At 43.2% G+C, this 15,628-nt stretch carries 13 protein-coding genes and 1 pseudogene; 11 read left to right on the top strand and 3 right to left on the bottom strand.

Annotated elements, in window-relative coordinates; translation table 11 throughout:
* The first annotated feature begins 77 nt into the window (after positions 1–77).
* The 10 genes and pseudogenes from ssnA (at position 78) to ACTNB8_RS10730 (ending at position 12,413) form a co-directional block, all read left to right on the top strand.
* On the top strand, positions 78–1,409 hold the full coding sequence (gene ssnA, locus ACTNB8_RS10775; protein ID WP_441054560.1) for a putative aminohydrolase SsnA: 1,332 nt from the start codon (positions 78–80) through the stop codon (positions 1,407–1,409).
* A gap of 29 nt (positions 1,410–1,438) precedes the next feature.
* Positions 1,439–2,773: pseudogene (locus ACTNB8_RS10770) on the top strand (selenate reductase); the annotation flags it as partial.
* A 441-nt stretch (positions 2,774–3,214) separates the two neighbouring features.
* Positions 3,215–5,797, top strand: a complete 2,583-nt coding sequence (xdh, locus tag ACTNB8_RS10765) for a selenium-dependent xanthine dehydrogenase (protein ID WP_441054558.1) — start codon at positions 3,215–3,217, stop codon at positions 5,795–5,797.
* A 1-nt stretch (position 5,798) separates the two neighbouring features.
* Entirely contained in the window at positions 5,799–6,290 is a 492-nt protein-coding gene (locus ACTNB8_RS10760) for a 4Fe-4S binding protein (RefSeq protein WP_441054556.1), read from the top strand.
* A 286-nt stretch (positions 6,291–6,576) separates the two neighbouring features.
* Positions 6,577–8,853 carry a xanthine dehydrogenase subunit XdhA gene (gene xdhA, locus ACTNB8_RS10755; protein WP_441054554.1) on the top strand — a complete coding sequence of 759 codons (2,277 nt, stop codon included), beginning with the start codon at positions 6,577–6,579 and terminating at the stop codon, positions 8,851–8,853.
* Positions 8,854–8,866: 13 nt separating this feature from the next.
* Positions 8,867–9,781, top strand: coding sequence for a xanthine dehydrogenase subunit XdhB (gene xdhB, locus ACTNB8_RS10750; RefSeq protein ID WP_441054552.1), 915 nt, complete (start codon positions 8,867–8,869; stop codon positions 9,779–9,781).
* 6 nt (positions 9,782–9,787) lie between these two features.
* A complete protein-coding gene (xdhC, locus tag ACTNB8_RS10745) occupies positions 9,788–10,285 on the top strand; it encodes a xanthine dehydrogenase subunit XdhC (RefSeq protein ID WP_296155512.1) in 498 nt (165 codons plus the stop codon).
* Positions 10,282–11,088, top strand: coding sequence for a selenium-dependent molybdenum cofactor biosynthesis protein YqeB (yqeB, locus tag ACTNB8_RS10740; protein ID WP_441054550.1), 807 nt, complete (start codon positions 10,282–10,284; stop codon positions 11,086–11,088). The genes xdhC and yqeB overlap by 4 nt, the downstream gene beginning before the upstream one ends.
* A complete protein-coding gene (yqeC, locus tag ACTNB8_RS10735) occupies positions 11,088–11,795 on the top strand; it encodes a selenium cofactor biosynthesis protein YqeC (protein ID WP_441054548.1) in 708 nt (235 codons plus the stop codon). The genes yqeB and yqeC overlap by 1 nt, the downstream gene beginning before the upstream one ends.
* Positions 11,796–11,828: 33 nt before the next feature.
* Complete coding sequence (locus ACTNB8_RS10730; protein ID WP_441054546.1) at positions 11,829–12,413, top strand: nucleotidyltransferase family protein; 585 nt, start codon at positions 11,829–11,831, stop codon at positions 12,411–12,413.
* On the opposite strand, the gene ACTNB8_RS10725 is transcribed toward ACTNB8_RS10730, so the two are convergent.
* From ACTNB8_RS10725 to ACTNB8_RS10715, 3 genes are read right to left on the bottom strand one after another with little or no spacing between them, the layout of a single operon-like run.
* Entirely contained in the window at positions 12,385–13,302 is a 918-nt protein-coding gene (locus ACTNB8_RS10725) for an AEC family transporter (RefSeq protein ID WP_441054544.1), read from the bottom strand. The genes ACTNB8_RS10730 and ACTNB8_RS10725 overlap by 29 nt on opposite strands.
* 14 nt (positions 13,303–13,316) lie before the next feature.
* A complete protein-coding gene (locus tag ACTNB8_RS10720) occupies positions 13,317–13,607 on the bottom strand; it encodes a BMC domain-containing protein (RefSeq protein ID WP_296155501.1) in 291 nt (96 codons plus the stop codon).
* Positions 13,608–13,629: 22 nt separating this feature from the next.
* Positions 13,630–13,929, bottom strand: a complete 300-nt coding sequence (locus tag ACTNB8_RS10715; protein ID WP_296155499.1) for a BMC domain-containing protein — start codon at positions 13,927–13,929, stop codon at positions 13,630–13,632.
* Positions 13,930–14,152: 223 nt separating this feature from the next.
* On the opposite strand from ACTNB8_RS10715, the gene ACTNB8_RS10710 reads away from it, so the two are divergent.
* The gene (locus tag ACTNB8_RS10710) at positions 14,153–15,514 is read left to right on the top strand and encodes an MATE family efflux transporter (protein WP_441054542.1); all 1,362 of its coding nucleotides are present in this window, start codon (positions 14,153–14,155) and stop codon (positions 15,512–15,514) included.
* Positions 15,515–15,628 lie beyond the last annotated feature (114 nt).

Below are 15,628 nucleotides of genomic sequence, written 5' to 3'. Positions count from 1 at the left end.
ATAGTATAAAATTCCTAAAATAGTTGGCGTATTTGTTTTAACATTGGGAAAAATTTACAAGACAGGGAGGGCTTCAGATGCTGGTTGTAGGAAACGGAAGGTTAATTACAAGAGATTCAGCCAATACATATATTGAGAACGGAGCTGTATTGATCAATGGCAATGTCATAGAGACAACAGGAACCACAGAAGAAATAAGACGTATGTATCCGGCTGCAGAATATATAGATGCAGCCGGTGGTGTTATTATGCCGGCTTTTATCAATACACATGAACATATTTACAGTGCTTTTGCAAGAGGACTGAATGTTAACGGATATAATCCTGAAGGTTTTCTGGATATTCTGGAGGGTATGTGGTGGAATATAGACAGGCATCTGACTCTGGAACAAACAAAACTTTCTGCATATGCCACCTATATTGACTCTATCAAAAACGGTGTGACTACTGTATTTGACCATCATGCAAGCTTTGGACATATCAGAGGATCTCTGAATGCGATAGAGGAAGCTGCGAAAGATCTGGGTATCCGGACATGTCTCTGCTATGAGATCTCAGACAGGGACGGAATGGAGAAATCACGTGAGTCTGTGATGGAAAATGTGGATTTTATCAGACATGTCCAGAAAGAGAATAATGACATGGTCGCTGCAATGATGGGAATGCATGCTTCTTTTACCATTTCAGATGAAACAATGGAACTCTGTAATGAACTGAAACCTGAGGGAGTGGGATACCATATCCATGTTGCAGAAGGGATTTATGACCTTCATCAGTGTCTGAAAGAACATGGCAAACGTATCGTGGACCGTCTTTATGACTGGAATATCCTTGGTCCGAAGACTCTTCTCGGTCACTGCATTTATGTGAATGAACATGAAATGAATCTGATAAAAGAAACAGATACCATGGTTGTACATAATCCTGAGTCAAATATGGGAAATGCCTGTGGCTGTCCTCCTACCATGGAAATCGTGCATAAAGGAATTGTGACAGGACTTGGAACAGATGGATATACCCATGACATGATGGAATCATGGAAAGTGGCAAATATCCTTCACAAACATCATCTCTGTGATCCAAAAGCAGCATGGAGTGAAGTACCGCAGATGCTTTTTGAGGGGAACAGAGAAATTGCAGGCAGATATTTCAGGAGCAGACCGGGAAGCCTGGAAAAAGGCAGTGCCGCAGATGTGATCATTGTAGATTATGATCCGCTGACACCGATAAATAAAAGTAACTTTAACAGCCATCTGCTGTTTGGAGTAAATGGAAGTATGGTAAGGACTACAATCTGTAACGGACAGGTACTTATGAAAAACAGAGAACTCTGCGTATGTGATGAGGAAAAAATCATGGCCGAGTGCAGACAGGCGGCAGGAAAACTGGCAGAGAGTATCAACGGATAAACAGCCAGGATCAGAAGGAGGCAGGAAATATGAGTGATATTATGAAAAGTATTCCGTTTGGACAGCTGATGGAATGGATACTTGAAGAACATAAAAAAACAGGACAGATATTTGGAATCCAGAAAGCCTATGTGGCAGATCCGGACAGAACCGTGGAAATTTTCGGAAGAAAACTTGAGACACCTGTGGGACCGGCAGCGGGCCCGCATACACAGCTGGCACAGAATCTTGTAGCGGCATATTATGCAGGCGGACGTTTTTTTGAACTGAAGACAGTACAGAAAATGGACGGACCGGAACTTTCCGCATGTATTCCGAAACCCTGTATAGTGGCAGAAGATGAAGCATATAACTGCGAATGGTCAACAGAACTTTATGTTCCGCAGGCGATGGAAGAATACGTAAAAGCCTGGATGGCCATTCATGTGATCGCAAAAGAATTCGGACTTGGAAGCCCGGATGGATTTCAGTTCAATATGTCCTGCGGATATAATCTGGAAGGCATTCAGGATCCCAAAATTGATGCATTTATCGAAGGGCTGAAAGATGCAAAAGACACTGAAGTATTTAAGGAATGCAGAATCTGGCTTCTGGAACATGCGGAGCTTTTTGAGCATGTGACCAAAGAAGATATTGAGGCAATTCCTTCAGAGGTGTGCAACTCCATCACGCTTTCAACCATGCATGGATGTCCTCCACAGGAAATTGAAAATATTGTCATGTACCTTCTTAAAGAAAAACATATCAATACTTATGTGAAATGTAATCCGACACTTCTTGGATATGAGTTTGTAAGAAAAGCCATGGACGGGCTGGGATATGATTACATGGCATTTACAGATTTTCATTTTAAAGATGACCTTCAGTATGAAGATGCAGTGCCTATGCTGAAACGCCTTATGGCTGCAGCTGAACAGGAAGGACTTGCATTCGGTGTGAAACTTACAAATACTTTCCCTGTAGATATTAAGAGACAGGAGTTGCCAGGAGAAGAAATGTATATGTCAGGCAAGGCGCTTTTCCCACTTTCCATTTCTGTTGCGGCACGGCTGTCAGAATCTTTTGGCGGAAAACTTCCAATGTCTTTCTCTGGCGGAGCCGATCAGAAAAATATTACTGAGATCGTGGAAACTGGAATCTGGCCTGTGACAGTGGCGACAGTTCTTCTGAAACCGGGCGGATATAAATGGCTGACTAAAATTGCGGAAAAAACAGAAGAATGCAATATCGGGAAAACGGGTGAAGTTATAACTGAAAAGGTCCGTGAACTTGCTGAAAAATCTCTGACAGATATTCATTACCAGAAGAGTCAGAAAAAGACAGCAGGAAAAAGAACTGAAGAAAAATCGCCTCTTCTTGACTGTCTGAAAAAGAAAGATGCTATAGAGAAAGAAGAATTTACCGCACATAAACGTGTCTGCGGAAACTGTGTGGATGTATGTCCAAACCGTTCCAATGTACTGATCGAGGTACCATCGATGGAACTCCTCCAGGTACTTCATGTGGATTATATGTGTAATGAATGTGGAAACTGTCATTCTTTCTGTCAGTATGCAGGAGCACCATATAAAGATAAGTTTACTTTGTTTGCGTCAGAAGAGGACATGAACAACAGCGCAAATAACGGCTTCGCTGTTCTTGACAGAGAAGCAAAAGAAATCAGGATACGTATTGATAAAAAAGAAGAAACTGTAAAAGCAGATCAGCCGTCCGGAATTCTTACAGAGGGACTGTCTGAACTCATCTGCACAGTGATCAATGATTATGCTTACCTCCTGATGTAAGCTGGAAAAGGAGAATCCGCCATGGCAACATTTATGGTAAACGGACAGACTGTGGAAACTTCCGTAAATCAGAAACTACTAAGGTTTCTTCGGGATGAACTTCACCTGACTTCTGTCAAGGATGGATGCAGTGAGGGTGCATGTGGAGCCTGTACGGTGATTATCGACGGGATGACCTGTAAGGCCTGTGTTCCTGACACTGATTCACTGGAAGGGAAAAATATAATAACAGTAGAAGGGCTGCCTGAATGGGAAAGACAGGTATATACTTATGCATATGGAAAAGCAGGTGCAGTGCAGTGTGGATTCTGTATTCCTGGAATGGTAATGTGTACCAAGGCACTTCTGGATATAAACAGAACGCCTTCCGATGAGGAGATCAGGTATGCACTTCGAAATAATTACTGCCGCTGTACCGGTTATGTAAAAATCATAGATGCAGTACGTCTGGCAGCAGCCATTCTGGAAAAAGGAGTACTTCCGGATGATGGAGATCCTTCCTGGACGCTTGGCAGCAGAGTATCAAGGGTAGATGTAGAAGAGAAAGTACTTGGAACAGGAAAATATCCGGATGATTTTTATCTGGAGGGGATGCTTTACGGAACGGCACTCAGAAGTAAATATCCGCGTGCGAGAGTTTTGTCAGTAGATACTTCGGCGGCAAAGGCACTTCCGGGAGTAGAAGCTGTCGTGACAGCTGAGGATATACCAGGAGAAAATAAAATAGGTCATCTGAAGCATGATCAGTACACGCTGATTCCTGTGGGTGGACTTGTTCATTATCTGGGAGATGCGATAGCACTTGTGGCAGCCAGAGACAGAGAAACAGCAGAAAAGGCAAAGAAACTGATCAGGGTAGAATATGAAGTACTGCCTCATATACATACAATAGAGGAAGCAGCAGCTCCGGATGCGCCAAAAGTATTTGACGAAGAAGAGAACAATATCTGCGCATATAAGCATATCAGCAGAGGAAATGCTGATGAGGCGATCAGAAATTCCAAATATGTGATTTCACATTATTTTGAGACACCATGGACAGAACATGCATTTCTTGAACCGGAATGTGCAGTGGCTTTTTATGATGAGGATGGAGATGTATTTATTTATTCTACAGACCAGTCTGCGCATCAGACACTTCATGAGTGTTCTCTGCTTCTTGGGACAGACAGGGTAAAAGTCCAGAATGCTCTGGTAGGAGGCGGCTTCGGAGGTAAAGAAGATATGACAGTACAGCATCTGGCTGCGCTGCTTACCTATGTGACGAAGAAACCGGTAAAAGTGAAACTCACAAGACAGGAGTCGCTTCTGGTGCACCCGAAACGTCATCCGTTTTATATGAATCTGACGATGGGATGTGATGAAAACGGAAACATCATGGGGGTAAAAGCTTCCGTAAAATCAGATACAGGAGCATTTGCGTCCCTTGGCGGTCCGGTGCTGGAACGTGCCTGCACACATGCGGCAGGCCCTTATCATTATGAGAATTTCGAGATTGAGGGAACTGCATATTATACAAACAATCCACCGGCAGGAGCTTTCAGGGGCTTTGGAGTTACCCAGACCTGTTTTGCAACAGAAACACTTCTGAATATGATGGCGGATAAAGTCGGGATAACACCATGGGAGATCCGGTACCGTAATGCCATTCGCCCGGGAGAGACTCTTCCGAACGGTCAGATTGTTGATAATTCCACAGGGCTTGTAGAAACTTTGGAAGCTGTAAAAGAAGACTATGATAAAGCACTTGCAGAAGGTAAACCTGTGGGTATTGGCTGTGCCATGAAAAATGCAGGTGTCGGTGTAGGAATTCCAGACACAGGTCGTGTGAAACTGATCGTGGAAGACGATGAAAAACTTCATATTTACACCGGTGCTTCCTGTATCGGCCAGGGACTTGGGACAGTTCTTGTCCAGATGGTAGTTACAAATACAGATCTGTCACATAACGATATCGTATATGAGAGAAGTAATACCTGGATTTCACCGGACTCAGGAACAACTTCAGGATCCAGACAGACCCTGATAACAGGAGAAGCCTGCCGCAGGGCCTGTGAGAAACTGATGGAAGACAGGAGAGCAGGTAAATCTCTGAAAGATATAAAGGGAATCGTATATTACGGAGAATACCTTGCAAAAACAGATCCGCTTGGTGCAAATGTACCGAATCCTGTTTCACATGTGGCTTATGGTTACGCCACACAGATGTGCATTCTGGATCCGAAAACAGGTAAACTTGAAAAAATGGTTGCTGCACATGACGTTGGAAAAGCAGTAAATCCGTTATCCTGCGAGGGACAGATAGAGGGTGGAGTAGTGATGTCCATGGGCTTTGCGCTCCAGGAACAGTATCCTATTGATGAAAACTGCCGGCCAATTGAAAAATTCGGATCTCTTGGACTGTTCCGTGCGCATGAGGTTCCGGAAGTCAAAGCGATTGTGATTGATAAACCGGGATTGAATGTCGCATGCGGAGCCATCGGCATAGGGGAGATTACCTCCATTCCTACAGCACCGGCGATTGCAGATGCATACTGCAGATATGACGGAGTACGCAGATACAGTCTGCCTCTTAGTGGAACTCCCTATGAAAGGAAGCATTAGTATGGCTAAAAAGAAAAAATTTCCATACAGGGCAGCAGTTGTTGCCTGCAATGGTGGATGCCGGGCGGCAGAAGGCGAAAATGCCTGTAAAGACGGCTGTATTGGTTGTGGAGCCTGCGTAGAAAAATGTAAATATGATGCTGTTTTTATAAATGAATATGGTGTTGCTCAGGTGGATGAAGAAAAGTGTATTGCGTGTGGAGCCTGTACACGTGTGTGTCCGCAGAAGGTGATACATATCCATGAGTGCGCAAATTATATTGTAGTGAAATGTTCCAACAGACAGAAAGGACAGGCTGCAAAAAAACAGTGTGAAGTAAGCTGCATCGGATGTGGGATCTGTGAGAAAACATGTACGGCAGGCGCCGTAAAAGTAGAGGATAACTGTGCAGTGATCGATGAAAAATACTGTCTCAGCTGTGGAATGTGTGCAGTGAAATGTCCACGACATGTGATACACGATCTCAGGGGACTTCTGACGCCAGAAAAATAGTAACAATTGTTACGAATGAAATGTTCGGTGATAGTATTGTTACTGTTCACTTCGTTTACAGTTAATATTATTTATACAATTTCAAAATGACAATAAAATATTGAAAACCATATATGAAATATGATAGAATGTTGTTAACAATTATTGAAAGCAACTGAATAGCTGCTGATTTTCAGCGGTAAAAAATAGCATGGTTCGGAGCCGGACGTCAGTTCAGAGGGGAACAGGAAGTTTCTTGGAATTGGTCCGGCTTTTTTTATAAAATTAAAAGAAAGGGTGAGAGATTATGACAGGTAAAAGTATTCCGCGTGTGGATGCTTATGAAAAAGTAACGGGAAGGGCAAAATTTACAGATGATATTGCCCCGGCGGGCTGTCTTGTAGCAAAAATCCTTCATTCAACTATCGGAAATGGAATCGTTACGTCCATTGATACAAGCGCAGCAGAAGCTCTGGAAGGTGTCGTAAAGGTAGTTACATTTAAAGATGTTCCCGATCACTGTTATCCTACACCTGGACATCCCTGGTCAGTGGAACTGGCACACCAGGATGTGGCAGACAGAAATATTCTCACAGGCCGTATACGTTATTATGGAGATGACATAGCAGCAGTTGTTGCAGAAGATGAGGTGACAGCTGCAAGAGCACTGAGATTAATTAAAGTAGAATATGAAGAATATCCGGTAGAGACCAATCCACGGAAATCCATGTACGGCTCTCATCCGCCAATCCATTTTGATAAGAAAGATAATGTACTGGTACGTTCCAACTATTTTATCGGAAATGTGGATGAAGCTCTTGAAAAATCAGATTTTGTGGTAAAAGGCACATACAAAACGCCTATGGTTCAGCACTGCCATATCGAAAATCCGATTTCCTATGCCTATATGGAAAAAGAACGTATTGTAGTTGTTGCATCTACCCAGATTCCACATATCATGCGCCGTGTCATAGGACAGGCACTTGGGATTCCGTGGGGCAGAATCCGTGTGATCAAGCCATATGTAGGAGGGGGATTTGGAAATAAGCAGGATGTTCTTTATGAGCCCCTGAATGCTTTTCTCACTATGCAGGTGGGCGGACGCCCGGTGAAACTTGATGTTTCCAGAGAGGAAACCTTCCGGAATACCAGAACACGACACTCAATAGAATATGACCTGACAGCAGGTGTTGATAAAGAAGGTCATCTTCTTGCAAAAGATATGAAAGAGTACTCAAATCAGGGTGCGTATGCTTCCCATGGTCATGCAATAGCTGCCAACGGCCTGACTTCCTGGCGTCTCCAGTACGCATGTCCGAATATACGTGGCGAGGCATATACAATTTATACCAATACACCTGTAGGCGGTGCGATGCGCGGCTATGGAATTCCGCAGGTATGTTTTGCAATAGAGTGCTTTATGGATGATATTGCATATCAGCTTAAGATGGATCCGCTGGAGTTCCGTAGAAAAAATCTCATTAAAGGTTATTATGAAGATAAATATCTGAAACCGATCGCAGCTAATACAAATGGAATTTTTGAGTGTCTGCAAAAAGGTGCCGAATATATTCACTGGGATGAAAAGCGTAAAGAATATGCAAATCAGACCGGAAATTTAAGAAGAGGTGTCGGATTGTCACTGTTTTCCTACAAAACAGGTGTGTGGCCAATTTCTCTGGAAATTGCAGGTGCAAGAATGTCCCTTAACCAGGATGGCAGCGTGCAGCTTCAGGTTGGAGCAACGGAGATCGGACAGGGTGCAGATACTGTATTCACCCAGATGGCAGCAGAAACACTTCATATGGAGCCGGAACAGATACATATTGTCAGTTTCCAGGATACAGACGTGACACCTTTTGATACAGGGGCCTATGCTTCCAGACAGTCTTTTGTTACAGGAACGGCAATAAAAGAGTGTGCAGAGCAGCTTTATGATAAAATTCTTGCCTATGCAAAAACACTTCTTCCTGAAATTGACACAAGAGATCTGACTCTTGAAAATGGCTGGATCTGTGCGGCGGGAGAACCGGCACTTGCACTGGAAGCACTTGCACAGGAATGTTATTACAGCCTTACAAATTCTTCTGTTATCACAGCAGAGGTATCCAGACAGGTGAAGAAAAATACCATAGCTACAGGTTGCTGTTTCGCAGAAGTAGAAGTAGATATATCTCTTGGAAAAATAAAAGTACTCCATATCATAAATGTTCATGACAGTGGCAAACTTCTGAATCCACAGCTGGCAGAGATGCAGGTTCACGGAGGCATGTCCATGGGTATGGGATATGGCCTGAGTGAACAGATGATCCTTGATAAGAAGACAGGAAGACTTCTGAACGGTAACCTCCTGGATTACAAGCTTATGACTGCACTTGATACGCCGGATATCAAAGCGGATTTTGTGCAGCTGGATGATCCGATGGGTCCATATGGTAATAAGGCTCTGGGTGAACCGCCGGCAATTCCGAGTGCACCTGCAATACGAAATGCCGTACTTCATGCAACAGGTGTGTCATTCCACGAAAATCCCCTGACACCGCAGAGACTGATTGACGGATTTAAAGAAGCAGGTCTGATCTGAAGGAGGAAGAGCCATGTATGATATTGAGAATTATTATAATGCAAAAACAACAGATGAAGCATCAGCTCTTCTGAAAGAGCATCCGGGTGCGAGAATTATATCCGGAGGAAGCGATGTACTTATAAAAATCAGAGAAGGTAAAATGGCAGGGACATCTCTTGTGTGTATCCGGGACATTGAAGAAATGAAAGGCATCACAGTAAAAGAAAACGGAGATATCTGGATCGGCGCAGGAACTGTTTTTTCGCATATTACCAGAGATCCTGTTATACAGGAGAGAATACCTGTACTTGGTGAAGCTGTTGACCAGGTAGGCGGACCACAGGTGCGAAATATCGGGACCATTGGCGGGAACATCTGCAATGGAGCAGTTAGTGCGGACAGCGTACCGACGGTTTTTTCATACAATGCAAAACTTCGTATAGTAAACACAGGTAAAGAGCGTATTGTTCCAATAAGAGAATTTTATCTTGGACCCGGAAAAGTAAAGCTCGAACAGGGAGATGTGATGACGCATGTTATTATCCCTTCAGAAGAATACCAGGGATATCAGGGACATTATATAAAATATTCCATGCGAAGAGCTATGGATATTGCCACTTTAAGCTGTTCTGTGGTAAGTAAGATAGAAGATGATATTCTTGAAGATGTGAGGATTACTTTTGGCGTTGCTGCTCCTGTGCCGTGGAGATGTACAGAGACAGAAGAACTGTTGAAAGGCCGTAAAATTACAAAAGAACTTTATCAGGAACTGGAAAACAGTATCCGCAGTGAGATCAATCCAAGAGATTCCTGGCGTGCTTCAAAGGCATTTCGTATTCAGATCGCAGGTGAAATTGCGAAAAGGGCATTGTACCGTACAGCAGTTCTTGCAGGAGTGCCGGAGGAACCATCGTTTGATTTTGCTGAAGAGTTTGGGGAGGTGTGACAGGTCATGAAAAAACAGATGCAGCTTGTACAATGTGTTGTAAATGGTAAAGAAGTTGCTGAATATGTTGATGTCAGAGAATCACTTCTGGATATGCTCAGGAACCGGCTTGGCCTGACTTCTGTGAAAAAAGGCTGCGAAGTAGGAGAATGTGGAGCATGTACAGTTATCATAGATGGAGAGACTGTAGATTCCTGCATATACCTTGCAGTGTGGGCAGAAGGCAAAAATATCCGTACACTGGAAGGGCTGGAAAAAAATGGAGAGCTTACCAGAATTCAGGAGGCTTTTATTGAAGAAGGCGCAATTCAGTGCGGATTCTGTACACCTGGATTTGTAATGTCTGCAACTGTACTTCTGGAACGTGGGGAAAAACTATCGAGAGAAGCAATAAAGAAGCAGATGTCCGGAAATCTCTGCAGATGTACAGGTTATCAGAATATTATCAATGCAGTGGAAAAGGTAAATAACGAAAATCAACAGAAAGGAACCGCTGGAGAATGAAAAAGCAGAATACCAGACTTGTTGTCAGAGGCGGTGGTGACCTTGCAAGCGGAGTGATACACCGTCTGTACCGTTCGGGTTATCATGTACTGATACTGGAAGGCAGAAAACCGAGTGCTATCAGAAGGAGAGTCGCTTTCTGCGAGGCGGTCTATGACGATGAAACTGCTGTAGAAGGTGTAGTGAGTCAGCTGATCAGTGATATGACCAGGTGTGAGGAAGTATGGAAAGCCGGCAAAATTCCGATAATGACAGATGAGTCAGGGGAAGCAATAAAGAAAATGAAACCGGATGCAGTGATCGATGCTATCCTTGCAAAAAAAAATCTGGGAACTACAAAAGATATGGCACCGCTTACCATAGGACTTGGGCCTGGATTCGAAGCCGGCAAAGATGTGGATTACGTAGTGGAAACCCAGAGAGGTCATAATCTCGGGAGAATTATTACAAAAGGTTCGGCAGCGCCGAATACGGGAATTCCGGGAATTATTGCCGGTTACGGAAAAGAGAGAGTCATACATTCACCGGCAGCAGGCGTAATCCATAATCTTTCACAGATTGCAGATCTGGTGGAAAAAGACCAGGTGATCGCAATGGTTGGGGAAACTCCTGTATATGCATCTCTTACAGGTGTGCTGCGGGGAATCATAAAAGAAGGTTATGAAGTGCCAAAAGGAATGAAAATTGCGGACATTGATCCTCGTAAAGAACAGAAAAAGAACTGTGATACGATTTCTGACAAGGCACGGTGTATAGCAGGAAGTGTCCTGGAAATCCTTCTTACAGAAGGAGTACTTCCCTGATGAAAAATATCAGATTTACAGAACTTCTGAACATAGAACCGCAGAAACATAAGAAAATAGCGGTTGTGGGCGGCGGCGGAAAGACCAGCCTGATCTTCCGGCTGACAGAAGAACTGAAAGAGTCAGGGAAAAAAGTGATCGTAACGACTACGACCCATATGGCCAGTGAGCCGGACCGGCCCTATGCAGAGGCAGGAGACTGGGAAAAACTTAAGTTTAATATAGATAACTTTGGCTATACAGTGACGGCAGTGGTGGAGGCACAGAAGGGAAAAATTGCTGCGCCGCGGCAGAAAATTCTGGATCAGCTTCATGAAAACTGTGATGTACTTCTTATAGAAGCAGATGGGGCAAAACGTCTCCCCTTAAAAGTCCCGGAAACATGGGAACCTGTGATACCGGATTGGACAGATCTGGTAATTGGCGTCATGGGGCTGGACAGTCTGGGAAGGTCAATACAGGAAACTGCACACAGGCCGTGGAATGTGGCAGCTTTTCTGGGAAAAAGAGAAGAGGATTTTGTAGAAACGGATGATCTGATGAAGATAGCAGTTTCGGAAGCAGGGCTCCGGAAAAATGTAAACAAAAGAGATTACAGAGTATATTTTAACAAACTGGATGCACTGAAAAATCCACAGACAGCAGAAGAACTCTGCAGGGAGCTTAAGATACAGGGAATATATGCGGTATTTGGACAGCTGAAATGAAAGCGGACAGTTAAGAGTAACAGACGAGGATTTATGATGAAAACAGTATTGATTATGCTGGCGGCTGGAAACAGCCGCCGCTTTGGTTCTAACAAACTGCTTTATGAAATAGAAGGAAAGCCTATGTATCTTCATGTTTTGGAGCAGCTGAAACAGGTACAGAAAAAGATTCCGGACAGCGGGATAATTGTAGTGACTCAGTATCAGGAAATAAAAGAAACAGCACAAAAATATGGTGCAAAAGTATATGTAAACCCTGAGCCGGAAAGAGGAATATCATCATCACTTAAGATAGGACTTGAGGCGGCACGCAGCGCAGAGTACTGCCTGTTTGCAGTGGCAGATCAGCCGTGGATCACAGCAGGGACGATTCTTGCCCTGATAGATACTTACAAAAAATCCGGCAGAGGAATGGCTGCAGTAAAGAGGGACGGTATGATTGGAAATCCCTGTATATTTTCGCAAAAATATTATCCTGAGCTTAAGGCACTTACAGGAGATACAGGCGGCAAAAAGATCATAAAAAAACATCCTGAAGATGTGGCATTCTGTGAAACAGAAAATGCCATAGAACTTCAGGACGTTGATATCAGAGAATCGCTCCTGCCACAAGCATGACCAGTGGGATTGTGATCATGGATAAAACTGTGGTAAAAGAAAAAATTTCAGAGCTGTATCTGTAATTACGATTGAAACGGATACACATCATGGTGATCGTTGTTGCTGTAGGACAGGCTGCGGCAATGATGATCGTGTATGCGACCATTTCCGGAAAATTGAGAAATCTGACCATGAGGATTGCTGCAAAGGGAACAAGAAAAAGCTTGATAAGAGCAATCCAGTAAAAATGCAGATTGGTAAATAATTTCCGAATATCAGACTGTGCAACGGAAAAACCGGCAACAGCCATTGCGAGTGGTGTATTGGTAGCTGCAATATAGTCCATGGAGTCCATAATTACAGAAGGAATATGGATCTGTGTAAAAAACAGAAAAATCGCTACAAAAGCACCAAGTACCATGGGAGCCATAAGTCCTTCTTTTATATGTCTGACTTCAAATTTGCCCTTAATGAGGGAAAGACCGTGAGTCCAGGAAAGTATATTGAAGACAGTCATAAATGCTGTCAGGTAAAATACACCTTCACTTCCAAGTACACTGTTGATCAGAGGTATGCCGATAAAACCACAGTTGGAATATGCAGCAGCATACCGGTCCAGCGTATATTCAGGATTTCCATCAGGACGGATCAGGACTCCGGAAATAATAAATGCCAGAATATGTGCGATAACAGCAGCTACAAGAGAAAGAAGCAGACCTTTGGCAAGGCGGGAATCAAAATCTACCTGGTAAACACTTATGATCAGACAGGGATTGACAATCATAAGGAGAAAATTAGAGATACAACGGTTTCCCTCCTCAGTGATCAGATTCTTCCTTGCACAGAAAACGCCTACCAGCATCAGGAGAAGCATCTTCAGCAGCTGATTAAAAATAAGAATAAACATAGCGGATACCAGTCTTATGCAAAATGATTCTTGACAGCTTCTTCTTCAACGATACGGGTTGTTTCTTCAGAAGGATTAGAGATAACAGCAGCTGCGATAACTTCACATGGCGGGTTAGTCTTAACACTTTCGACAGCGGCAGTTACAGCAGAAACATCTCCGCTTAAAAATACAGTGGCATGACCGCCGCATTTGGTCTGCCATGTACGAAAAGATACATCAGCTGCTTTCAGCATCTGGTCAATGACCAGGATGGCATTGCAGCTTCCAAGGACTTCTACGAGTCCGAATGCTCCATATGTCATGTTAGTTTCCTCTCTTTACTGATTATTTGTTGATGGTCATTGCAAGTGCAACTTCAGTGTCTCCGGTAGGAGATGCGATCACTGTATGATTGACGATTTTTGCAAGAGGGGCGGCAACACGAAGTGCCACCTCCATAGCTGCATTTACATCAGAAACAGAACCGCGCATTTTTACACAGGCGCCACTTTTGAGACGGTTTCGTTCAACACCCTGGATTTTGACATTTGCTGCTTTGGAAGCAGCGTCAAGAGCAACAAAGCAGGCAACCAGATTATCCAGTTCAAAAACTCCGACAGCCATGCCGTTATATTTTTCTGCCATAAAAACCTCCACATAAATAGATTTAAAAACCACTTAATTACTTTTATTATACAGAATATGACAGGGAAATACAAGGCTTAATTGTGTGACTTTGTGGATATTTAGAGCAATATAGTGTGGATTTGTGTGGAATCTTGGCGAGGAAAGGATTTAATACAGGCTTCTTGTTTCATAAAAAGGAAGGTAGTATAATAATAAAGAATAACAGCTTTGAGGTGAGAAATTGAAAATACATCAGACAGATTTTTCAAAAGGAAACGTATATAGAAATATTCTGGAAGTTGCAGTTCCGATGACGCTGGCACAGCTTCTGAATCTTCTATACAATGTGGTTGATCGTATGTATATCGGAAGGATACCGGAGGCAGGTACAACGGCATTGACAGGGGTAGGCGTATGTTTTCCTGTGATTACAATGATCACAGCTTTTACATATCTCTATGGAAATGGCGGAAGTCCGCTGTGTGCAATGGAACTTGGAAGAGGAAATCATGATGAGGCAAAAAAACTTATGGGAAACAGTTTTTCTCTTCTTATCGGTACAAGTGTTATCCTTATGCTGGTCGCATACATTTTTCACAAACCTGTTCTTTATGCATTTGGAGCGAGTGATATCACTTTTCCATACTCCAGCGCATATATAAAAATTTATCTTATCGGCACACCTTTTGTGATGATCTCACTTGGAATGAATCCATTTATCAACTGTCAGGGATTTGGGAATATGGGAATGCTAACCGTGCTGATCGGTGCGATATTGAATATTGTTCTTGATCCGCTGTTTATTTTTGGTTTTCATATGGGTGTGAGAGGAGCTGCGCTTGCAACGATTCTCTCACAGTTGTGTTCCTGTCTGTGGGTGCTTAATTTTCTCAGAGGAAATAGAGCAGTATTACGCCTGGAAACGGAGTCAATGAAACTGGAGTGGTTCAGGGTAAAACAGATTGTATCTCTTGGCGTTTCGGGGTTTATGATGCAGTTTACAAACAGTCTGGTTCAGATTTTCTGTAATGCAACGCTGCAGAACTGGGGCGGAGATATTTATGTAGGGGTCATGACCGTGCTCACATCCGTGAGAGAAATTGCCACGATGCTTGTTCATGGACTGTCAAACGGTGCATCACCGGTTATGAGCTTTAATTACGGAGAAAAAGCTTATGGAAAAGTAAAACAGGCCATCAAATTTGTAACGGCAGTCTGCTTTGGTTATTCTCTTTTCGTATGGGGAATCATCAAGATTATACCGGGATTCTTTATCAGGATATTTAACAGTGAACCGGAACTTGTGGCAAAAGGAATCCCTGCACTGCATATTTATTTCTTTGGATTCTGTTTTATGGCATTGCAGTTCACGGGACAGTCTGTATTTGTAGCTCTTGGAAAAGCAAAAAAAGCTACGTTTTTTTCAATTTTTCGAAAGGTTATCATAGTAGTTCCGCTGACATTGTTCCTGCCGAATATAGCAGGGCTGGGAGTTGACGGTGTATTCTGGGCAGAGCCAATCTCAAATCTGATTGGTGGCTGTGCCTGCTTTTTTACCATGCTTCTGACTGTGTTTCCGGAACTGAAAGAAAACAGAAAATAATGATCAGAAAGAAAAAAACTCCACAGGGAATCTCGGTGAATGAGTCCCTGTGGAGTTTTTTGTATGCCAAAGTATGCAAGAGAAGCTACCAGTGGCAGGTTCTCTGTATGCAGA

Source organism: Blautia sp. HCP28S3_G10, from assembly GCF_052065235.1.
Taxonomy (GTDB): Bacteria; Bacillota; Clostridia; order Lachnospirales; family Lachnospiraceae; genus Blautia_A.
Note: the sequence above shows the minus strand (reverse complement) of the source record. Positions and strands in the feature narration are given on the sequence as shown.

What these genes read in the sequence shown, in the direction of transcription:
- ssnA (WP_441054560.1), top strand. Translation starts at nt 78, where the DNA reads ATGCTGGTTGTAGGAAACGGAAGGTTAATTACAAGAGATTCAGCCAAT.
- xdh (WP_441054558.1), top strand. Translation starts at nt 3,215, where the DNA reads ATGGCAACATTTATGGTAAACGGACAGACTGTGGAAACTTCCGTAAAT.
- ACTNB8_RS10760 (WP_441054556.1), top strand. Translation starts at nt 5,799, where the DNA reads ATGGCTAAAAAGAAAAAATTTCCATACAGGGCAGCAGTTGTTGCCTGC.
- xdhA (WP_441054554.1), top strand. Translation starts at nt 6,577, where the DNA reads ATGACAGGTAAAAGTATTCCGCGTGTGGATGCTTATGAAAAAGTAACG.
- xdhB (WP_441054552.1), top strand. Translation starts at nt 8,867, where the DNA reads ATGTATGATATTGAGAATTATTATAATGCAAAAACAACAGATGAAGCA.
- xdhC (WP_296155512.1), top strand. Translation starts at nt 9,788, where the DNA reads ATGAAAAAACAGATGCAGCTTGTACAATGTGTTGTAAATGGTAAAGAA.
- yqeB (WP_441054550.1), top strand. Translation starts at nt 10,282, where the DNA reads ATGAAAAAGCAGAATACCAGACTTGTTGTCAGAGGCGGTGGTGACCTT.
- yqeC (WP_441054548.1), top strand. Translation starts at nt 11,088, where the DNA reads ATGAAAAATATCAGATTTACAGAACTTCTGAACATAGAACCGCAGAAA.
- ACTNB8_RS10730 (WP_441054546.1), top strand. Translation starts at nt 11,829, where the DNA reads ATGATGAAAACAGTATTGATTATGCTGGCGGCTGGAAACAGCCGCCGC.
- ACTNB8_RS10725 (WP_441054544.1), bottom strand. Translation starts at nt 13,302, where the DNA reads ATGTTTATTCTTATTTTTAATCAGCTGCTGAAGATGCTTCTCCTGATG.
- ACTNB8_RS10720 (WP_296155501.1), bottom strand. Translation starts at nt 13,607, where the DNA reads ATGACATATGGAGCATTCGGACTCGTAGAAGTCCTTGGAAGCTGCAAT.
- ACTNB8_RS10715 (WP_296155499.1), bottom strand. Translation starts at nt 13,929, where the DNA reads ATGGCAGAAAAATATAACGGCATGGCTGTCGGAGTTTTTGAACTGGAT.